This is a genomic window from Sulfurospirillum sp. MES (genome assembly GCF_000789415.1).
Classification (GTDB): Bacteria; Campylobacterota; Campylobacteria; order Campylobacterales; family Sulfurospirillaceae; genus Sulfurospirillum; species Sulfurospirillum cavolei.
Map to the genome: position 1 here is coordinate 278,348 of NZ_JSEC01000003.1, position 21,020 is coordinate 299,367.

The 21,020-nt window shown below is 41.1% G+C and carries 24 protein-coding genes and 1 tRNA gene; 10 read left to right on the plus strand and 15 right to left on the minus strand.

The features are described 5' to 3' along the window. Nucleotide 1: 1 nt before the first annotated feature. Complete coding sequence (locus OA34_RS07105) at nt 2–1,984, plus strand: bifunctional diguanylate cyclase/phosphodiesterase (RefSeq protein ID WP_039673810.1); 1,983 nt, start codon at nt 2–4, stop codon at nt 1,982–1,984. 8 nt (nt 1,985–1,992) lie between these two features. On the opposite strand, the gene OA34_RS07110 is transcribed toward OA34_RS07105, so the two are convergent. Then, nucleotides 1,993–2,511, minus strand: a complete 519-nt coding sequence (locus tag OA34_RS07110) for a hypothetical protein (protein WP_039673812.1) — start codon at nt 2,509–2,511, stop codon at nt 1,993–1,995. A gap of 155 nt (nt 2,512–2,666) precedes the next feature. Between OA34_RS07110 and OA34_RS07115 the strand changes: the two genes are divergently transcribed. The 3 genes from OA34_RS07115 (at nt 2,667) to OA34_RS07125 (ending at nt 4,572) form a co-directional block, all read left to right on the plus strand. Further along, nucleotides 2,667–3,122 carry a MarR family winged helix-turn-helix transcriptional regulator gene (locus OA34_RS07115; protein ID WP_039673814.1) on the plus strand — a complete coding sequence of 152 codons (456 nt, stop codon included), beginning with the start codon at nt 2,667–2,669 and terminating at the stop codon, nt 3,120–3,122. Between the two features lie 62 nt (nt 3,123–3,184). Beyond that, nucleotides 3,185–3,751: a YceI family protein gene (locus tag OA34_RS07120; protein WP_039673816.1), complete on the plus strand. Its 567-nt coding sequence runs from the start codon at nt 3,185–3,187 to the stop codon at nt 3,749–3,751. A gap of 113 nt (nt 3,752–3,864) precedes the next feature. Further along, the gene (locus tag OA34_RS07125) at nt 3,865–4,572 is read left to right on the plus strand and encodes a pirin family protein (RefSeq protein WP_039673817.1); all 708 of its coding nucleotides are present in this window, start codon (nt 3,865–3,867) and stop codon (nt 4,570–4,572) included. 139 nt (nt 4,573–4,711) lie between these two features. On the opposite strand, the gene OA34_RS13655 is transcribed toward OA34_RS07125, so the two are convergent. Next, a complete protein-coding gene (locus OA34_RS13655) occupies nt 4,712–5,686 on the minus strand; it encodes an HD domain-containing protein (protein WP_286682907.1) in 975 nt (324 codons plus the stop codon). A 16-nt stretch (nt 5,687–5,702) separates the two neighbouring features. Next, a complete protein-coding gene (locus OA34_RS07135; protein ID WP_039673819.1) occupies nt 5,703–5,909 on the minus strand; it encodes a hypothetical protein in 207 nt (68 codons plus the stop codon). Nucleotides 5,910–6,003: 94 nt separating this feature from the next. Here OA34_RS07135 and OA34_RS07140 point away from each other — a divergent pair, with 94 nt between their 5' ends. The 4 genes from OA34_RS07140 (at nt 6,004) to OA34_RS07155 (ending at nt 9,917) form a co-directional block, all read left to right on the plus strand. After that, nucleotides 6,004–6,723 (plus strand): thioredoxin domain-containing protein, encoded by a 720-nt coding sequence (locus OA34_RS07140; RefSeq protein WP_039673821.1) that lies wholly within the window; start codon nt 6,004–6,006, stop codon nt 6,721–6,723. A gap of 85 nt (nt 6,724–6,808) precedes the next feature. After that, entirely contained in the window at nt 6,809–7,948 is a 1,140-nt protein-coding gene (locus OA34_RS07145; protein WP_039673822.1) for a PAS domain-containing protein, read from the plus strand. Nucleotides 7,949–7,986: 38 nt separating this feature from the next. Then, the gene (locus tag OA34_RS07150; protein WP_039673824.1) at nt 7,987–8,667 is read left to right on the plus strand and encodes a response regulator transcription factor; all 681 of its coding nucleotides are present in this window, start codon (nt 7,987–7,989) and stop codon (nt 8,665–8,667) included. After that, nucleotides 8,664–9,917 (plus strand): ArsS family sensor histidine kinase, encoded by a 1,254-nt coding sequence (locus tag OA34_RS07155; protein ID WP_039673826.1) that lies wholly within the window; start codon nt 8,664–8,666, stop codon nt 9,915–9,917. The genes OA34_RS07150 and OA34_RS07155 overlap by 4 nt, the downstream gene beginning before the upstream one ends. On the opposite strand, the gene OA34_RS07160 is transcribed toward OA34_RS07155, so the two are convergent. Both OA34_RS07160 and OA34_RS07165 read right to left on the minus strand, forming a co-directional pair. Continuing rightward, the gene (locus OA34_RS07160) at nt 9,914–10,921 is read right to left on the minus strand and encodes a DNA adenine methylase (RefSeq protein WP_039673828.1); all 1,008 of its coding nucleotides are present in this window, start codon (nt 10,919–10,921) and stop codon (nt 9,914–9,916) included. The genes OA34_RS07155 and OA34_RS07160 overlap by 4 nt on opposite strands. 265 nt (nt 10,922–11,186) lie before the next feature. Then, entirely contained in the window at nt 11,187–11,429 is a 243-nt protein-coding gene (locus tag OA34_RS07165) for a hypothetical protein (protein ID WP_039673830.1), read from the minus strand. Between the two features lie 201 nt (nt 11,430–11,630). On the opposite strand from OA34_RS07165, the gene OA34_RS07170 reads away from it, so the two are divergent. Beyond that, entirely contained in the window at nt 11,631–11,879 is a 249-nt protein-coding gene (locus OA34_RS07170; protein ID WP_039673831.1) for a hypothetical protein, read from the plus strand. On the opposite strand, the gene OA34_RS07175 is transcribed toward OA34_RS07170, so the two are convergent. From OA34_RS07175 to OA34_RS07220, 10 genes are all read right to left on the minus strand, one after another. Then, complete coding sequence (locus OA34_RS07175) at nt 11,876–12,880, minus strand: DNA adenine methylase (protein ID WP_039673832.1); 1,005 nt, start codon at nt 12,878–12,880, stop codon at nt 11,876–11,878. The two genes, OA34_RS07170 and OA34_RS07175, sit on opposite strands and share 4 nt — an antisense overlap. Beyond that, complete coding sequence (locus OA34_RS07180) at nt 12,880–13,101, minus strand: helix-turn-helix domain-containing protein (RefSeq protein ID WP_039673834.1); 222 nt, start codon at nt 13,099–13,101, stop codon at nt 12,880–12,882. Before OA34_RS07180 ends, OA34_RS07175 begins: the two co-directional genes overlap by 1 nt. Nucleotides 13,102–13,149: 48 nt before the next feature. Next, nucleotides 13,150–13,821, minus strand: coding sequence for an NlaIII/IceA1 family type II restriction endonuclease (locus OA34_RS13660; protein ID WP_052435362.1), 672 nt, complete (start codon nt 13,819–13,821; stop codon nt 13,150–13,152). 128 nt (nt 13,822–13,949) lie between these two features. Then, nucleotides 13,950–14,804 carry an IS982 family transposase gene (locus tag OA34_RS07190; protein ID WP_039673836.1) on the minus strand — a complete coding sequence of 285 codons (855 nt, stop codon included), beginning with the start codon at nt 14,802–14,804 and terminating at the stop codon, nt 13,950–13,952. Nucleotides 14,805–15,029: 225 nt separating this feature from the next. After that, nucleotides 15,030–15,887, minus strand: a complete 858-nt coding sequence (locus tag OA34_RS07195; protein ID WP_353681547.1) for a DNA methyltransferase — start codon at nt 15,885–15,887, stop codon at nt 15,030–15,032. A 28-nt stretch (nt 15,888–15,915) separates the two neighbouring features. Further along, nucleotides 15,916–16,003 (minus strand) — tRNA-Ser (locus OA34_RS07200). A gap of 86 nt (nt 16,004–16,089) precedes the next feature. After that, complete coding sequence (locus tag OA34_RS07205; RefSeq protein ID WP_039673840.1) at nt 16,090–17,166, minus strand: methyl-accepting chemotaxis protein; 1,077 nt, start codon at nt 17,164–17,166, stop codon at nt 16,090–16,092. Nucleotides 17,167–17,234: 68 nt separating this feature from the next. Further along, the gene (gene cheQ, locus OA34_RS07210; protein WP_039673842.1) at nt 17,235–17,711 is read right to left on the minus strand and encodes a cheVAW transcriptional regulator CheQ; all 477 of its coding nucleotides are present in this window, start codon (nt 17,709–17,711) and stop codon (nt 17,235–17,237) included. A gap of 1 nt (nt 17,712) precedes the next feature. Then, the gene (locus OA34_RS07215; protein ID WP_039673844.1) at nt 17,713–19,296 is read right to left on the minus strand and encodes an aspartate:alanine exchanger family transporter; all 1,584 of its coding nucleotides are present in this window, start codon (nt 19,294–19,296) and stop codon (nt 17,713–17,715) included. Nucleotides 19,297–19,396: 100 nt separating this feature from the next. After that, entirely contained in the window at nt 19,397–20,341 is a 945-nt protein-coding gene (locus OA34_RS07220) for a helix-turn-helix transcriptional regulator (protein ID WP_039673845.1), read from the minus strand. Nucleotides 20,342–20,527: 186 nt separating this feature from the next. Between OA34_RS07220 and OA34_RS07225 the strand changes: the two genes are divergently transcribed. Further along, entirely contained in the window at nt 20,528–21,019 is a 492-nt protein-coding gene (locus OA34_RS07225) for a hypothetical protein (protein WP_039673847.1), read from the plus strand. Nucleotide 21,020: the final 1 nt, after the last annotated feature.

The window sequence follows — 21,020 nt, forward strand, 5'->3', positions numbered from 1 at the left end:
GATGGGGTACATCGTCAACAAAGTACTGTTTAAATATCTCGTATGGCTTTTTTCGTGCTTTATCGCAAGCGGGATTCTCGTGATCTGCGTGCATGAGTTTTTTCATACGCTCTCACGCACGCTCGATCGAAAATCGGACAATTTGCGTCAAAAAATCGACATTACCCGCTTCTTACTCGAAGACGTCCATCGGCTTCAAATCAGTTTCTTAGGACTTTCCGCCGCAACCAAAACCGAAAAACAACGCCTCGAAATCGCGGCATCAATCGAAGCGACCTTGGATCGTCTTCTTGAAAAAAACACGACCCTAGTGCAAGGTGGAACGCTGAGTATCCCCTTGTCGCACAACAGCACGCAAAGCGTTACCAAAACCTATACGCCTTCGCTCTCTTTAGGTTCGCCGCAAGCACTTTTGTTTCATCACGGAGAGATTCGAGAAAAATTACGCCGTATTTTAGAACTCCTAGAGACGCGCGATCGCTATTTTGCGCAAAATCATCCCGACCTCAATACCTTGGCGTTTCACATTCGAGGCGAAAACCAAGTCGTCTCTTCACTCCTTAGCCGTTACGAGATCGAAGTCGAAACCGCGCTAGAGACCGAAAATCGCTATCTTGAATCGTTTCAAGAACAAAAAGCGCGCGAAGATCGCTACTACTATGCCGGAGAGATCATTCTGATCGCACTCACGCTCATCCTTGTCTCTTTTTTAATTTATAAAATCGTTTTACAGATCATTCAACTCTACAAAGAGTTGGAAAATAGACTTTACGTCGACCATCTGACCAAACTTTACAACCGAACCGCTCTTTTAAGAGACATCGCGCTTGTGCGTTCACCCGCCGTTTTGCTGATCGATATTAACGCTTTTCGCACCATCAACGAACTCTACGGCGTGGAAGTCGGTAACGAAGTCTTGGTACTTTTTTCCACGCTGCTGCAAGAGTTTACGAAACGCCGCCGTTTGGATCTTTACCGACTTTCCGGAGACGAATTCGTCATTTTACGCTCCGATAGCTCCTACGATAGCGATGCATGTTCTAAAATGATCGAAGAACTTCTTACCCGCGTCAAAGAGCATACGATCCGCGTACGATCGCTCAAAGAGCCTCTTTATCTTGATATTTGCATCGGCGTTTCGTTCGAGAAAGAGAACGTACTCGGCACTGCCGACATTGCGCTTAATGAAGCGAAAAAGACGCACACGCATGTCGTCTTTTACCGCGATATTCACGCCATCAAACAAGAGATAGAAAAAAACGTTTATTGGAAAAATAAAATTGCACGCGGGATTGAATGCGACCTTTTTATGCCCTTTTTTCAACCCATCGTCGCCGCAAACGGAAAAATCGTCAAATACGAAGCATTAATGCGCCTGCAAGACGATGAAGATCCGACACGTTTTTACGCTCCGAACGATTTTTTGGAAACGGCGATCAAAACCCATCAATACTCCGAAATTTCGCGTATGATGCTCTTTAAAAGCATCGATATTGCCGCAAAAACGCGCACATGTATCTCGCTCAATATGAGTTATTTGGATCTGATCAATACCCCGTTTTGCAAAGAACTTTACGAGCATATCGAAGCAACCGCTACGGGCGAGTTGCTGGTCGTCGAGTTTTTAGAATCCCAAGGCGTTCAAAATTATGCGACGGTTCAAGCTTTCGTACAAAAATTTAGAACTTTGGGCGTTCGTTTTGCCATCGACGATTTTGGATCGGGCTATTCCAATTACGCTTACGTTTTCGAGTTGTCTCCCGATTTTATCAAAATCGACGGCTCGTTAATTCAGCATATCGCGCACGATCCAAAAGCCCTTGCTTTGGTACAGGCGATCGTTTTATTTTCCCAAAAAATCGGCATTCAAACGGTCGCGGAATTTGTCTGCTCCCAAGAAGTGTACGAAGAGGCGTTAGCGCTTCAAATCGATCTTTTTCAAGGCTATTATTTCGGCAAACCCGAAAGAACGTTCCGCACGTAAATGCACTATTATTTTTCCTTATTTTGAAGACACTTTTCGCACTTTTCCCGCTCCCACTTATGCTTCATTCCTTTGATATAAACGATCAAAATAAAAAAGAGTGCGGAGGTAATGCCCAACACGAACAACAAATAGGTCTCGGAAGGATCGGTCTCCAACAAAATGAGCTTTCGAACCAATACGACGAACGAAATTTCAAGAAAGGTCACCGCGTAGTCAAACCCGTCTTGAATAAAAAGCGTCTTCACGATCGCCAAGACGATCAAAATAAACAAGCCGTCCGTCAAAATAATTTTCATCGAATTAAAATCGAGCGCACCTTGAGAAATCGTAAACGATACCATTTTATAGCCCAGACTAATGAAACATTGCCCCAAATAGACGATCATCATCACGATAAAAATATACCGAGCGATATTTAAAATATTGAGCAACAAGTTTTCAACGTTAATCTCCAAAAACTGATTGAGCGCGAACACTTTGCTTGAAAGGTTTTTCGCTTCGTGTTCCGTTTGATTTTCTTCCATACGTTTCCCTATCCGTAAAATTCGGCGCAATTATAGTACAATTTAAAGAAGAAGACGTTACATGTCAACCAAAAAGTGACGTTTTTGTTTTATTTTTAGAATCGTCTTGACATTATTACTAATTAGTAATATAATTTCGGCAAAGGAAGGTAAAAATGAAACTACGTTCAGGCGTCAAAAGTTACGGAGAGCGCACCGATAAAAGCATGCAAACATGGATTCAAATCCTGCGCGCATTTCAAAAAATCCGTGCCAAAGAGTTGAAATACATCAACGCATCCGGTTTGAGTATGAACCAGTTTGAAATTTTGGAAGTCCTTTACCATCGCGGCGATTTACCGATAGGTTCTATCACCAAGTTGATTATGAGCACTCCGGGAAACGTCACCGTGGTTGTCAAAAATCTTACGCGAGACGGTCTTGTTCAAACGCTTCCGTCCCTTGAAGATAGCCGTGTGCGTATCGTAAGCATTACCGAAAGCGGACGCGGACTCATCGGCGGTATGTTTACCGAACACGCAGCCAATCTTAAGAGTTATTTTGACGTTTTGAGCGATGAAGAGTTGGTCACGTTGTACGACCTGTTACGAAAACTGCAAAAAGCGCAATAGACTTCGTGTAAGTCAGCTATTTTTTTGCTCTAATATTACTAATTAGTAAAAAAAGGAACCTTATGAAAATCAAAACCTTACTCGCAAGCTCTTTCTTGGCAGGCACTGCCCTCTTTGCCGGAAATTACAACGTCGATCCTAGCCATTCTAGTACGGATTTTAGCGTCAAACACGCGATGATTTCAACCGTCAAAGGCAATTTTGCGACTTTTAACGGAAGCTTTGTTTACGATGAAGCCAGCAAAACGCTTCAATCGCTCAACGGAACGATTCAAGCCGCCTCCATCGATACCGGTATCAAAGACAGAGACGATCACCTCCGCTCCGCCGATCTTTTCGATGTTGCAAAGTATCCGACGATTAGCTTTACGCTTGATGAAATCAAAGGCGACAAAGCCTACGGCAAACTCACGATGAAAGGGGTGACCAAACCCGTTGTGTTAGCTTACGAAAACGGCGGAGCCGCAACCGATCTTTACGGCAACAAACGCGTAGGACTTGGTCTTAGCGGTAAAATCAACCGATCAGACTTTGGCATCACATGGAACAAAGCCCTTGAAACGGGCGGCGTCATCGTAGGCGAAGAGGTTAAAATCGACGTCGCGTTAGAGGGAATTTTACAAAAATAAATCAAAGCACTGAAAGTTGGGGTTCTGCGAAAAAGAGAACCTCGTGTTACCGTAGCTTGCAGAGCAACACTCTGCAAGCGTGTCAAAATAATTTACATGTAAAGGAGTCAACCATGGCATTTACGATTCATAAAGCCAACCAACGAGGCAAAGCGGAGCATGGTTGGCTTCACAGCCGTTTTAGTTTTTCCTTTGCGGAATATTACGACTCCGCACGCATGGGATTTGGCGTGCTTCGCACCATCAACGACGACATTATCGAAAAAGGCAAGGGCTTTAGCATGCATCCGCATCGCGATATGGAGATCGTCTCCATCGTGACGCAAGGCGTTCTTATTCATCAAGACTCGGAGGGAAACCGCGGCGAAATTCATGCGGGCGAAATTCAGTATATGAGTGCGGGGAGCGGTGTCTTACACTCCGAATTTGCTTCCGAAAAAGGCAAAGCGGCCTTATTTCAAATCTGGATTCAACCCGATCGAAAAGGAGCTCAACCCCTTTACGCGCAACGCGATTTTCGCAACGACATACGTCCTGATCGCTGGTTAACGCTGGTTTCGCCCAACGGCGAAGATCACTCCATTGCGATTCGCCAAGACGCATTGATCAAAACGGCGCACCTTAACGAGGGAAAGATCCTTCTTCTTGCTTCATCGGCACCCAATCACGGCAGGCTCCTTTTTATCGTCGAGGGAAGCGTTGAAATCGAAGGCGTTTTACTGGAAGCGCGCGACGAAGTGCAGATTACCGAGGATAAAACATACGAAATCAAAGCGATTCAATCCTCGCAGATTCTTCTCTTTGACGTAGCGATGCTTTAAAACGTTTAGCGCGCAAGCACGATACAGGTTGCGATCAAAGCGATAATCTCAGGGGCATATTTGACGTAAGTGATCCAAACACGCATAGCGTATCCTTTCGTTTTTGCGTACGCTAAGCATTTTTAGTTCCGTAGCATTCTTACATGTAAAGCGAATATGCCTTAATTTTGTCCTGAAGTTTCGAAGCTAAGTAGGTATGCGCATACCCCAATTCATCCAAAATGAGTTGCGCTTCTTCAAGGTAGGCACGTTTTTTGAGGCTATCCCAATGTTTTGGAGGCTCACCGAGATTGACGATGCGATCGGCAAGTTTCACCAAAGCAACGCAGTTTTGACGTTTTTTCAATTGATCGAGGCTCTTGCGCATTTGTGCCTCTTTGGAAGGCAAGCTTTTATCTTTCGTCAGTGCGTGTACGCCTTTGGCAATAACCTCTTTATGTCCGGCGATCGGACTCTCTTTCGTAATGCAAGTCGGCGTATCTTCGTTCACGTCGTGTAAAAGCGCACACGCGATCGCTACGTTATGCTCGTCATAGCTCAAAGGCTCTCGCGAAAAGGCGTTGATGACCTCTGCCGTCACGCTTAAAAGATGCATCGCATACGGCAAACCGTGGGGTGTTTTCTGTTCACCGTGCGCTTTTAGGGCAAACGCAAGATTTTCGCGAAAATCGTCCACGTTAAAAAGCTCTTGCGGCAAAAAAACTTCCTTCGGCGTTGCTAAGGGCAAGGTCGGCGATTTGCCTTTTTGCATCGCGGCATAATGCTCTTTTTTGTCCGCAGTGTCGAAAAAGAGCAGATAGTTTCCTTGATCGGTAACGAGTTCCAACTCTTCAAAATGTTCCCAACCGCTCTCACTAACGTACAGGCGGCACTCTTTAAGGACGTGAAACGTTCCGCTAAGCGGATGCAAAACCTTAGACGGCGGCAAAGGGATAGTGTCGCAGTAAAACGACTCTATATAGCCCATTGCACCGCCTTCGGTCTCAAAAGAAAACGTAACGCTTTTCGTACGCCCTTCAACCTCGTAAGCCAACTCGACGAGATTGTTTAACATGTAAACTGCCGCAATGCGACGCTCTTTCAGCTCATTGAGATAGGGCCAAACTTGTTTCATCGTTGTACCTCGAAACTTACTTTTTGCATAGCTCGTTAAACCATTGTTCGTTTTCGTGCGAACGGTTGGACTTGGAGCGGAGAAGGTTTTCTTTGATCGACGCCAAATCGTCGATCTCCAAAAATTCAAGCATCGCAAAAGACGCAATCGGCGCATTCGGATCGGACTCGATCAGCGTCTCAATGTCACGAATTAGTTGCGTTTTATCGGCGTTCTCAGCCATTCGTTGACCTTTTGTTAACAAAATATGATAAAAATTATTGTACAATACCTAACATTTCATGCAGTTTACAAACTGCAAATCATAAGGAAAATGAATGAAAAAACATCTTTTATGGCTCGTTGCGCTCTTTACCTCATCCCTTTTTGCCGCAACCGATGCCGAAATCGTTGAACATTTCAAATCAACGATTCAAGTCCCCAACATTACCATCGAAGTGGTTTCCCGCCAAAAAGTCGACGGCATCGACGGAATGGATTTTGTGACGCTTAACCTAAGCGACGGAAAACGTTCTCAAAAATTGAGCATTTTCACCAAAGAAGATCTTATTTTCCCCGATGTCATTAGCATCAAACAAGGCGGAAGCATCAAAGATATGATGGAAATGGCAGAGCTTCAAAAGAAACTCTCTCCTTTGTACCAAAAAGAGGATAAGAAAAATATCGTTGCACTCGGTAACGATCCTAAAAAAGACACTCTCGTCGTTTTTACCGATCCGGAGTGCCCTTACTGCCGTCAAGAACTCGCTCAAATCGAGCAACGCTTAACGACGCATAACCTTCGTTTAATCTTCACGCCGGTGCATGAAAGAAGTTCATTGGAAAAATCCGTCTTGATTTACAACGAAACGTCCAAAGTCAAAAGCGATGCCGAAAAGATTAAAATCTTGAAAAAATATTACGACGAATCGGTCAAATACGACCAAAAAGTTAGCGATAAAGAAGTTGCTCATATCGATGAGCTTAAAGCAAAATATTTCGGAGCGGGCATTAAAGGCGTTCCGTTTATCGTACGGGAAAAAGAACTGTTAAAATAAACACGATTTTCATGCCGCTTTGAAACTTCAAGCGGCATAAAAAACTTTGCTTTTTAAGCATGCTAGCGATCACAAAAGAGAAACGATGAGCTTAACGACTTTTCTTGCCTTAGCCGCTCTTTTAAGTATAATCTTTTTTTTCATAACCTCGTTTCAACGTGCAAAACGCACTAAAAAGCCCTCCGTTTCCTATGAAAACGATCTTGTTTTTTATACATTGGCACTTCCCTCTTTTTATAAGAAAGAGTCTCAGAGCGTTTGCAACAAAGCGTTCGCACAAGCTTTTGGCGCACATGCAAAAGAGGCGTTAGCCCATATCGAAACCTTTCCTAAAAAAGGAAGCGTCACCACAGAACTCACGTTCGACAATGATGTACGCAAAAGCGTTCAGATCTCGTTTTCAACCCTGTTCGGTCAAGAAAATACGCCCATCGGGTACAGCGGTATTATCGTCGATATCTCCTCGTTTCAAAAAAACAAAGAAAGCCTTTTACACCAAAAAGAGCGCTTGGAACTTGCGCTAGAGGGGAACGACGAGGCTTTTTGGGATTGGGATATTCAAACGGAGAGCGTCTTTTTTTCGCCTAAGTGGAAACACATCATGGGTTACGCGCCCAATGAAACGCCCTCAACGCTTTCGTCATGGCTCAATTTGGTGCATACTAAAGATATGGCCGTCGTTAACGAGCGTCTTAAAGCGCATCTTGACGGTAGAAGCGATATTTTTAGCATCGAACACCGCATTCGCCAAAGCGAGCCGTTGCAATGGGTTCGCGTCAAAGCCAAAGCGATTCGCGACAAACGTAACCAAGCGATTCGTATGGTAGGAACCCTTAGAGAAATCACGCATGAAAAAGCGGCACTTCAAAGCGCAACGCTTGAGAACGAACGTTACGCCGCTTTTTTTGAACAGCTCCCCGTTTTGGCATTTATCAAACATCGCCAAGGTCCGTATCTTTACCTCAACCGCGCTTTTCAAAAATTCCTCGGATTTAAAACATGGCAGTCCAAAAGCGCGCACGAACTTTTCGACGCTAAAACAGCCGATACGATCGACGATATCGATCGTTTGAGTTTTTTTGAAAACCGCTTTCACCATACGCTTGAGCTTTCGACGCAAGAGGGCATGCTCGTCACGTTTGAGATTTACACTTTTATCATCGATACTCAAGATGCCAATAAGGTTATCGGCGGTTTTTGCATTAACAAATCGTTCAAACTCTAAAGGTATGATGAATCAAACAATTCTTCGAGGATAAGGCGATGCAACCCAATTTACTGATGATCGAAGACGACGTCGAGCTGGCCGATATTTTGTGTACGTTTTTAAAACGTTACAATATCAACGTTACCAATTACGACGATCCGTATTTAGGGATTAGTGCTTTAAGCATCGGCAAATACGATTTACTGATTTTAGACCTCTCGCTTCCCGGACTCGACGGACTTGAGATTTGCAAAGAAGTCCGCGCCAAAAGCAATATTCCTATTATCATCTCTTCCGCGCGCAGCGATTTGGAAGATAAAATTATCGGCTTGGAACTCGGAGCCGACGACTATTTGCCCAAACCCTATGAGCCAAAAGAGCTTTACGCACGCATCATGAGCGTTTTAAGACGGTACAAAAAGAGCCTTCAAAGTACCGACGAGTCCGAAACGTCCGAGCTACATCTCAAAGAAGAGAGCCGCACGATTTTCTTTCGCAACGCACCCTTAACGCTCACACCCGCCGAGTACGACGTGCTTGCGTACCTAATCAAAAAAAACAACTGCGTGGTTTCAAGAGCCGAGCTCTTAGGCAGTACGCCAAGCCTCAACGAAGAGAACGAAAGCCGAAGCCTCGACGTGCTGATTAGCCGTATTCGCACCAAACTTTGCGAGAGCTCTAAAGAGCCCAAACTCATCCACTCCGTCCGAGGAATCGGCTATAGGCTCCAAGCGTGAAGTGGTACCACTCGCTTCTGGTTCGCATAACGCTGATTTTCGCGCTCGCACTTGCGGGCATGAGTGCTATTTTTTTCGTTGTCGCACGTTACGAAACCCTACGCGACGTTCAAACCGTCGTCGATTACTCTCATGTCGCCTTGCGTGCCGCTTTCGATCGGCAAACGCAAAACCTCGATTTTAGCAAATTGGAAGAGATGGGCTTTTCACTCGTCACCGACGAAACGCTCAAAGACAAAATTCTCGACCGCCCTCGTCCGCCCAAACCTTTTCCGATGAAACGGATGGAAGAGCGTTTTCGCTACGGAGTCGATTGCGTGCCTTACGGTATGCATATTTATACGATCTTGCTCAACCGCGATATGCCGCCTATCGTTTTAGAAGCACCTTTTAAAAAAGAGATTTTGCCGCGTATCGTTTTTCCGCTTTTAGCACTGGCGTTTGTCGTAATGCTCTACATCGGCATCATTCGCAGCCTTTTACCGCTCAAGAATTTACGCGAACAAATCAAACGTTTTGCAAACGGGCATTACGACATTACATGTAAAAGCAATAAACGCGATGAGATTGCCGCTTTGGCGAACGAATTTGACGCGGCCGTTACCAAAATCAAGTCCTTACGCGATTCGAGACAACTCTTCTTACGCAACATTATGCACGAACTCAAAACGCCGATTACCAAAGGAAAGTTGGCGGCGGAAATGCTCGAAAACACGACCTACGCTTCGATTTTGCAAAACGTTTTTAAACGTCAAGAAGCCCTTTTGGAGGAGTTTTCGCGTATCGAAAAACTCAGCGCCGATGAGCTAAAACTCGACATCAAAGCTTATCACGTCGAAGATATCGTCGATTTTGCCTTGGATCTTTTAGCCGACAAGAAAGAGCATATCACATGTGAACTTATGCCGATCGACCTAAACGTCGATTTTGAACTTTTCGGCGTTGCGCTGAAAAACCTGCTCGACAACGGCGTCACCTATTCCAAAAATGCCCATGTCACGCTTTGCAACGACACGGAGCGCATTACCATCAGCAATGAAGCACCCGCTTTGGAATGTACGCTCGAAGACTACGCAAAACCCTATTTTTTAGAAGGGAAAAAGCAGAAAAGTTCGCGAGGGTTGGGCTTTGGGCTTTTTATCACATGGCATGTCATTCGTCTACACGGTATGAAGTTAGAGTACAAACACGACAAGGGAAAGAATGTTTTTACGATTTGGCTTAAAAATGAAACACCCTCACCTCTTTAATACGCTTTCTCCAAAATATGTAAATACTCGTACGTCGTGTCGGCTTTGTGATTTCTATTTTCCGTTTTGTCGGCTTTAAAACGACGATACGCCTTTTTTTCCAAGTGATAACGGCCGTATTTTGACATAATTTTGCGGATGTCGATGGCGTTCATAAGCCCCTCGTCGTTATAGCTCAAAAAAATCGAAGAAAATCGAGCATGTTTAATCAACTCTTCAAATGCACGAAAAACCTCTTTTTTCTTACAATAGCTACTTTTTTGGTAGGCGCGTAAACCGCTAATGCCTTCGGGCGTAAACGTATCGTAAAGGGCAATCGTATTGAGTAGGTGGTAATTTGCTCCGTAGTCTCGGTGATTGTACGGCGGATCGAGGTACAAAATATCGCCTTCGATCTCTTTGATAAGAACATTGGCGTCTTTTTGATAAACGACGTGAGAGCTAACACTCGGCTCGAAATCGGCGGGAGTGAGAACCAACTTTCGTGCGGCGGGTTTTTTGAGTTCTTTTAAAAAAGAGCCGTAAATAGACGCGGTATTGGCTATTTTATCGGCACTTTCGATGAGGGAGGCGATTAAAAAGTAGTATACCGCGTCGTTAATCGTACCCGTGTTCTTCCATACTTCGATTTGCGTGCGTATCGCATCGATTTTTTGACCGTTTTCATCGCTGAAGTAGCGTCTGCCGCTTTGACTTCCTATGCAATAATGGGTGTAAATAAACCCGGTATCGATAGGTTTAAGAGCATTAAGCTTTTCGATCAACGCACCTTGTTCGGCAATCGTTTCGCAATTTTCGATGTAATGCTTGTTTAGCACAAAACTGTACGCTTCACGATCGTTACTAATGACCTGCTTGACGTCATTTTTGAAGCTTCTTCCCACGATTCCCGTACCCGCAAAAAGATCGCAAAACACTTTTTGGGATAAGTCGCAACCGAGGACATCGGTAATGGTCTTTTTCAAAAACGAAGATAATTTGTATTTCGAGCCGATATAATTCATAAGACTTCTTGTGTATCGTATGGTTTGAAAGTCTTAAGTATATCGCTTTTTGTAACGAATGTGCTTGAAAAAATTTCTACGAAAAATCTTGACATGTCGGCACTAAAATAGTACGCAAAAAGGGGAAATCTAAAAATCAAACGATGAATTGAAAAATAATTTTTGGAAGAAATGGCGAGGAAGGGATTTGAAAATCTCTATTTTATGGGATAAAAATAAAATATTTAAAAAACATACTGTAAAAACTACTGTAATAAATAAATGTTCAAAATTCGCCCCTCTCTCTCGCTCTTTGAATAGCCTCTTCAGAGCTTAGATGATGAACGTCCATATCAACCAATATTTTAATATCTCTTTCATTTAAATAGATGCTTTCGATCGCATGGTTACCTATTACGGATTTAGTATTTTCATATTGCTCTTTTGTGAGTTGGTTTTTATACTTATTGAGTATCGCTATACTCTCCTCAAAACTATATACTTCGGGAAAAATTACTTTGGGTGGCATTTTGAACTCCTTTTGCTTACATGTCAATAATTTTACAAAAAGCGATTGTCTGTTTTGAAAGTTTCTAACGCTATAATATAACTTGTGATGACCACAAGAAAGCATTTTGCTCGATAAAATTTTAGGTGTCATTATTATAGCACAATGAAAAGTCTAAAACCTTTTGGGGTGTTGTTTACCTTTACATGTAAGGAGAAAAAGATGAATGAAGAACTTTTAGATGAAGTATTAAGCGGTAAAGCGTTTGAGGGGCTTTCAATCAAGCTACACAAAGAAGGCAAGAACGTGATCTTACATGCAGACGAAATACCGGGAAACGGATATTATATTATAGAGCCTAATAAAAAAGCTTACTTGATAAGATATGACTATACCTTAAAAAAAAGCGTTACTGGGCGAGAACTTACTCAAGAAGAGTATAAAATAGTAGGCATTGAACACTATGCCTAGTATTTCTCCAAAATATGTAAATACTCGTACGTCGTGTCAGCTTTGTGATTTCTGTTCTCCGTTTTATCGGCTTTAAAACGTTGATAAAGTATCGTTTCTAAACGGTAATTTCCGTAGTTTGACATAATGGTTTTGACATCCTCTTCGCTCATCAATCCTTCATTGTTATAGCTTAAAAAGATATAACGAAAGCGTGCATTCTTAATCAATGCATCAAACGCCGCATGCACCTCTTTTTTCTTGCAATAACGACTTTTTTGATATGCCCTTAAGCCACTTTTCCCTTTAGGAACAAACGTATCATAAAGAGCAATGGTATTGAGCAAATGATAATTTGCACCGTACTCACGATGATTATAGGGTGGGTCTAGGTATAAAATATCGCCTTCTATCTCTTGGATGAGTGCGTTGCTATCTGCTTGATAGACCGTATGTGAATTGGAATTTAGCTCAAAATGAGCGGGTTCTAAAACCATTTGTTTGTCGGCAGATTTTTTAATATGCTTTAAAAATGCTCCGTAAACAGACGCCGTATTAGCCACTTTATCAGCACTCTCTAATAACGAAGCTAAAAGGAAATAGTACATTCTATCGTCAATACTACCACACTTTTTCCATTCTTCGATTTGCATACGCATTGCATCAATTTTTTGACCATTTTCATCTTTAAAATATTGTCTACCGCTTTCGCTTCCCATACAATAATGGTTATAAATAAATCCATCTTTTCGTAAAGGCACGGCGTTTAACGCTTCTATAAACGACTCCTTGTCTGCTAGTTCTTCATGATTTTCGATGTAGTTTTTATTGAGCACATAGCTATAAGGTTCTAAATCGTTGCTAATAACTTTTTTGACACTTTTTTTAAACGTTCTTCCGACAATACCTGTACCGGCAAAAAGATCGCAAAAAACTTTTTGTGACAAATCTTGACCGACTGTTTTTTTCATTACCTCATCTATCCACGATAAGAGTTTATATTTTGAACCGATGTAATTCATTATTTCTCTTTTATATCTTTTTCTTTGATAATCTCAAGTGGACTAATATCAAAAAACTTTGCCAATTCCACTACATTACTTTTTATAGGAATAAACTTATCCGATAAAATATTTGATAGTTGAGTTTTTGAAATACCCAAACTATTTGCCAACTCTTGTAATGTTGCAATTTGTTTTTTTGCCATCAGTTCTCTTATTTTAAATTTATCAATTTCTACCAAAATTATATCCTATTTTTCTTTAAATATCAAATATTTTATAAACTATTATTAATTATTTAATGAATTTATCAATTTATTTAATGCTTCTCGCCATTTGTATGGGTCGTACCAAAAACAACCTACACAACCATTTTCATCACTTTGTGAAGTTCCTTGCCAAGTTCTATCTCCAGCATACCAAAACTCAATTCCAGGAAAGTTTCCTCTAATCCCCTCCTTAAAACACTTTTCACATTGTCGTGATTTCCAAAGATTATTATTTCTATTTAATAAAATAAATTTTGCTTTTAATTCAGCATCAGATAAATTATCATTCTTGTCTTCGTTACTATTCCATCTTATTTGAGGAAATCTATGGTCAATTTCTAGTTCCATTGGGCTTAATTTTCTAAGAAATACAGCTTCTTCATTTTGATATAAATCTTTTACTTTTTTTGCAATATTTGGAGTAATCTGAGTTCTAATACTTACATTTTCCAATAGTTCTAAAGTCTTTAATTTTCGATGTGAAGTTGTTTTTTGACAAGTTTTACAAAATATTCTTTTTTCCCATCTTCTAGGTGTTGGCTCTTCAAATTGGATACCTTTTTCATCTCTCCAAGTTTGCCAAGTTTTTGCTTGTCCTGATTGCAATTCACATTTTGTACAATGCCACTTCAAATCTTTTAAAATTTCCCAATCGTGGTGTGATGTTGTATTTTCTTTAAATGGATTACTCATTATCGAGCACCCTTTATTTCTACACTAATTAATTTACCGTGTCCTATACCTTTTTTGTGTTCATCTATGGATGTATCAACTATTGTTCCATCTTCATATACTTTTTTCATATAATATTACCCAAATTGCTAGTTAGCATAGCTAAAAATCAACTGTTGTTTTGCTTTAGGAAGCTTAAAAAAGCAGTCAATGGAATACGCTGCAATAAAAAGCTTCAACTTAGTTAGAAATCCGTTAAGGGAAGTAGCCTTAATGACTTTTCCAAATTTAGCCGTTATCATCGAAAAAGCAGTTTCGATGCTTTTTCTAAGTTTTCGTTTTATCCAATAGTCGGTGTCATTTTTATTTTGATTATTGCGATAAATAGGGTTAAAGTTAATGTTAAATCGATGTGCTAATGCTTCAAGTTTTGAGGATACATAACCCTTATCACCAATTCCTATTGAATCAGGTGGAAGTGTAGGAATCAGTTTGTAAGCCACTTTAACATCAGAGACTTTTCCAAAAGAGATGTAACAACTCACTGGTTCTTTTTGGGTCGTGGCTATCATGTGCACTTTAAATCCATAAAAGTATCGCTTCTTTGAAGCGTTATAGCCTTTTAAATCCATATGACGCATCAATTGGCACTGTGATTCTCTTTGGAGTTGGCATAACTCTACAGGGAAAGAATCAATGGCATAAATTTGTGAAGGGTGTATGGTTGAAAAAAGCCCAGATAAATAGCCAAATACTGTTTCTACAGCAGTATGCAACTCATTAATTCTTCGAATAAATCTTGAATAATCAATGGGTGAAAAGAGTTTTGTTGGGTTTAAATACAGATGTGCTTTACGGTAATTCCCATTAAAATCACTGACCGCTAAATACGCCATAGTGAGTATCTCAGCATTGGTGATTTTAGCACGTATATCATTTTTCACATGTAAACCTTTTAGCATTTCATCAATTAAACAATAGATTGCTATAATTTTGTGTTCCATTGGAAGTCCCTTCTGCCACGAAGTTTTCCAATGGAATAACCATTTTTCGTTCCATATTTGTTGGGCTTAACTAGCAATTTGGGTTATAATATTTACTATTTAAATAACTATCTTCACAAAAATCGTTATAACCATTACTATGTAGATTATTCATTTGAATTTTAGCCGAACACCCATTACTGATATGACTATTTTCAAAATTTTTACCACTCTTTACACCTCTCATTAAAACTCCTTCTTAAATACAAAAATATACTCATGTTTGAAAATATAATAATCGCTATTCAAAGCCCTATATCTCCAAATGCCGCCAATACCAAGCTTTCCTCGATTACCTTCAATATTTTTAACGATCGTTCCTTTGAGCTTCACTTTAAAATTTCGTTTTATCATATCCATGCAATAAAAGCCTAACGGCAATACTTCGCCGTTTTTATAAACGTCCCCTATAACAACAGCAAAATATCTATTTTTATCAAGATAGCGTAAATTATTTTCACAAACTATTTTAAATTTTTTAACAAACTCGTTGATATCACTGCACCTTGATAAATCATTATCGTCTTCCGTAAATTTTACAATATCCATATAGGGTGGATGCATTAAAACAAATTGAACAGTTGCCTTTTGAAGCTTTATATTTGCATTGTTTATGTTTGCTTCCACTTGCTGACTATCAAGACTATTGCAATGATTAATATAAAAATTATTTTCAAATTTTCCATCACTCATAGCTTTAGTTGCATATTTTAGCATGTGTGGATTTATATCAAAGCCTATATATTTTCTATTCAATTTTTCACACTCAAAAAGTGTGGTACCACTTCCCATAAAAGGCTCTAGCACAACATCGCATTCTTTGGTATAACGTCTTAAAAGTTGGTTTGGAATTTGAGGAATAAAATTACCATGGTAAACATTTTTATGCTTTCCGCTTTTGTCTCTTTGTTCTATCAGCCAAAGAGAGTCGGTATTAATATCTGAATCTTTCCAATTTTGCATGTCAAGTTCGTTAAATTTCATTCGCGACCTCGTTAATTTAAAGTCTATATTAATATAAAAATTTTTCTTGAGTTTTATTATTGTGAAAGCGTCTGAATTAAGAAATCACTGGCAGAGAGGAAGGGATTCGAACCCTCGGTGAGTTGCCCCACACACGCGTTCCAGGCGTGCTCCTTCAACCGCTCGGACACCTCTCTATTTTTGAAAGAACTGGAAGTATAACGATTTTGTGCTTATTTGAGGATTAACGGCTTGACATGTAAAGCCCGTTAATCCTTCTTTTTTACGATTTACGAATCGCCTTAAACGCTTCAATGAGTTTTTCAAAGCCGATTTTACTTGATTTTTCAACCGCTTTAAACGCTTCGATACCCTCGGTTGCATTGTTTGTTGTTGCAAAAATTTCAACGGCTTTTTTCAGTCCGTCGTGTACGCGCGTATGGTGATCGCTCACTTCATGAACGATGTTGGTATTGAGTAACTTTTGCACACTTGTAAACCATTTGCCGAAGCGGCATGACGTGTGTCCCATAATGTCGGTATTTTGACGCTTTAATGCGGCATTGTAGCCTCTGAGTTTGAGTAAAATATGGTCGATTTTACCGTTGCTGACGGAAATTTCGTTGGTGACGTTGTCGCATTTGTTGGTAATGCGCGTCGAATTGGAAAGCACCGTTTGAATTTCGACGGAAAATTTATCCAAAATCGCCATAGAAGCGCGTGATTCGGTTTGGAACGTTTCACTCGTATCTGCCATAGAGTTGGTGTTTTGTTTCAAAATGCTGATATTCGACTCGACTTCCAAAGTCGCTTTTTGCGTACGCTCCGCCAGTTTTCGTACCTCATCGGCAACGACGGCAAATCCACGTCCGTGTTCTCCCGCCCGTGCGGCTTCGATCGCGGCATTGAGTGCAAGAAGATTGGTTTGATCGGAAATATCTTTAATCAAATTGATAATATCGCTAATCGCCGAAACGCTACTTGAGAGATTTTCCACGTCACGCGTAAAGTTTTGCGTGAGAAGTTGGATTTTTTCCATCGACGTTAAAATCTCTTGGGTTTGCTTCTCGACGTTTTGACCGCCGAGCATCGAAGCGTCGTTTAGCGTGTTAATTTCGCCGAGCATCGTCAGGCTTTCTTCAATGGTATTTTGTAAAAAGTTCATACCGTCTTCGTAGCTTCCGAGTAAAATAGAAAGAAGTTCTTCTTTGCTCGTGTCTGCCGACTCGTTGAGCGACGTCGCTTGAAGATCGTGTTGCGCAAGACGGTACGTTTCGACCTCTTGGCGTGCGGTTTGAAGCTCTTGTTTTAAGCGCTGGTTTTCGTTTTCCAGCTCTGCGATTCGTTTTGAACCAAACATCCTTGTCCCCTTTTGCGTTTTATCGAGTGGCATTATAACGAAAGCAACGTGATTTTTACGTTACATCCTTAATAATATCCTACGCAAATTCCGCTACTGAGATGAATCTTTTTTTCCAAGGGCGAAGGACCGAAATAACGGCATTTTTCGATATAAATATGGTAACCGTAATCCAAGTTCAAATCATCGTAAAATTTTTTGAGATTGACGAATTTGATATCGCAAACGTCGATGATGTTTAGCGCTTTATAGATGCAAGAGTTGTTACCTTCTATGAGGTGCGAGGGGGCTAACCCCGTGTATTTGCAAAAAGCTTGGGATTGTACCATACCGCTAAGATCGGTACATTTGGCAACGATAGATCGATATTTGGGCAAAATGCTCTCTTTCCGTAAAAAAACAACCCGCGCATCGTCGAATTTTGCCGCTTCCACGCCTTTCCAATACCGATAAGCGTTCGATGAAATCCCCGCAAGCAGGCTCAATTCTTTGTTTAAAACATAGTGGTTGAGCCAATGGTTGTGCGTGAGGACGTTCATCTGCATGTTACATCATCTTCATACCCAATTGCGCCAAGACGATAACCAAGACCAGCCCTAAAGGATAGACGGCGGCATATGCGATAGAGGGATAATCGGTTTTGGTAATGTTGTTCGCCATCGTTAAGGTCGGCGTCGAGGTCATCGCTCCGGAGAGAAGTCCCAAAATATCGATAAAGTTCATCTTGAAAATCGCACGGCAAATCAACGCGACCACGGCAAGTGCGACCAACAATGCACCCAATGCGACCAAAATAGGGATAAACCCGTTGTTTTCCAAAGACTCGACCAAGTATTTACCCGCATTCGTACCGAGCGTTGCCATAAAGATCAACTGTCCCAAGGTTTTCAAAAGCGACGTCGAGTGCGGCGATAGATTCCACACGATCGGTCCGACGCGCCCGAGTCGTCCGAGTACCAATGCCGAGATCAAAATGCCGCCCACGAAACTGAGCTTGATCGTTCCGACAAACGGTAACGCAAGCGGAACGCTTCCCAAAAGAATGCCGACGACGACGCCGAGGGCTATCGGTAAAAAGTCTGCCGCGGGGTATTTTAAAAGGTCGTTACCGATGATTTTCGTTACTTTTTCGGCGTACATCTCGGGTGCGACGACATGGAGTTTATCGCCCAAGCGCAACGTCAAATTCGGATAAGCCGCGATGTCGATACCCGCACGTCGAACCTTGGTAATAACCGCGCGAAGCGATTTAAGCTCCTTGACCGTACCGATTTTTTTACCGATGATCTCTTTGGACGTCGTTAAAAGCCGTAAAACGATCATATTGTCGTCAAAAACATGCTCTTCGCCGATACTCTCTCCCAGAACGATGCTAAGGTTGCCAAGCTGTTCTTCCGTTCCGCAGACGCGAATGACGTCGCCGTAGCGAAGCAAAATGTCGTCGTCTTCGGTGCTATCGATTTTCTCGGTGCTCATGCGTTCGATCACCGTGGAAGTCATGGCTTCGATTTGCGATTTTTTAATTTGCGTGGTTTTAAAATTTTCGTTCGTGATGCGAAAGTTGCGCGTCAAAATATCGGGAAATCGGCTCTTTTGCGCCGCTTCGTACGTCTCAACCTCTTTTTGCAAATCCACGCGAAAAAAGACGGGCAAAAGGCGTATAAACAAAACGGTCGCGACGATACCGAAAGGGTACACCAAACCGAACATAACCGACGTTGCGGGCGTATGCTTGATCTCCAAAGCCGCCGCCAATGCCGGAACGGAAGTCAACGCACCGGTAAAAATACCGTCGATAATGGTTTTGGGCATGTGCAAAAAATGTCCGGTAGCAAAGATGATCACGAACAAAATAACCAGCAAAAGTGCCGCTAAAAGGTTGAGTTTGAGACCTTCGTGTTTGATCGTATCAAAAAAACCGGGACCGGATTGTAGCCCGACCGCATAGATAAAAATCGCCAGACCGAAATACTGAAACGCATCGGAAATAACCATGCCGTAATGCCCCGCTATGAGCGCTACGATAAGCATCGCGGTCACATCGAGCGAAAAACCTTTGATTTTGACGTTGCCTAAGATATAACCGACGGAGATAATGGCAAAAAGATAGAAAATTTCGTTATTGATCATTACATGTAAGCCTTCAAAAAGTTGCGAAATTATACCTTAAAATTCCTAACAGACCTTCAATACTATTTGAATTCTAAACGGTATTGATCTCTTGCAAATCTCACTTCTCAAAACTTTCTAAGTACTTTTTCGCCACCCCTCGCATCATCCAAGATAAACCACTAGGAGCGATAATTTTTATGTAGGGAATCCATTGCTTGATAAGGGTAATGACTTCATTTTGAGAAGTAACCGTGTAAGAAAGCGTTAGTACACCCTCTTCATCTTCATGGAGAATCTTTTGAGAGGGAAGAAATTTTTTAAGCTTAAAGTATTTGGCTTGTTCTTTTGGAATCTGAACGATAATTTCTTTTAGTTCTTGTTTAAAATTTTCTTTATACGTTGCCCAAGGAGATTGCATATGATATATAAATTCCATTATGTCCGGATTATGATGGAAAATCTGCCCCGTATAATAAAGTGCTTCTATCATGGCAATACGCGAAAGGATCATTTTTTTGCTTTGAACTTCACTGGCTAGATAAAAGTTCTCATTGATAAACAAAATTTTATAAGGTTTTAGGATAAACGTATTGATCTTATCTCCATTTTGGTAAGTAAAGCTAATTTCTTTGCGAAAGGTAATGGCGTGTTCTAAAAAACGAAATTTTTCTTTATGTTCATAAATTTCTTCATAGGGTTTGTTCTTAAAGACATACGGTGAATCACCTGATTCTTTGACCATTGCTTTTTTGATTTTAGTATCAATGGCTTTAGAAAGATTAAGATGCGATTTGTCGGAGAGTGTGAGAATATTTTTAAGCATATATAACTCCGTGGAGTTAAGAGTATCTTGCAAAATGATTTTCCCAACGGCTTGATAGCATCCTTTTTGAGGAGAAATGAGGATCTCTCCAAATATCTCTTTAATCAACTCAAAATCTCTACGAATAGAACGTGCACTAGTATCGTACGCAGAAGACAAGGTGTCGATACTTAAAACTTGACCCTCATTAAGGGCTTTCAAAATTTCAATCACGCGATACGTAGATGATACTTTTCCCATAATGACGCCTTTTTTCAAGTGGACAGAATATGACACAAAAGAATTATATACTTTTCGTGTTAAAAACCGATCGTGTCTTTTTAACGGCAAGGATGGAGACGTGGGTCGTCATATTGAAACAAGATATGAAGGAGGTGGTTCAAATCCACCGCTACCTTGCATGTTTACTCAAAAGAGGAGCTTACAATGCCGTTATACCTTTTAGCCGCAGATAATTTTGAAACAGCAGTCACATATGAATGTGTCTATTTGCAAGAAGCTTATGGTTTTAGTTGGGGAACAAAGAATGTACATTGGATCCAACGAGATATGGTTGAAAAAAATACCGTGCTTCGTCTGGAAATGAGTGTATTTGAAGAATTCAGCGCACTCTTTAATGCTTTTGATTTTTACGATGAGTATGGGATTACCGATTTTACGGGCGAAAGTGCTCAACGATTATCCGCGCTTTTTTTAGAAGAAAAAAATAGAGTTATGAGTTACTCCGATGAAGCATTTCAGAAGCGGTTTGAATTTCTTTTTGAGCTCATTCACGATGAAGATTTTAAGCTATCCTATCCGCATGAACAAGAGATAGCACTGATACGTCAAGATATTATGACGATCATCGATACGTTTATCGACTATCTTGAAAAAGCCGTTATCGAAAACAAATCTTTTACGATTGTAGGAATTTAGC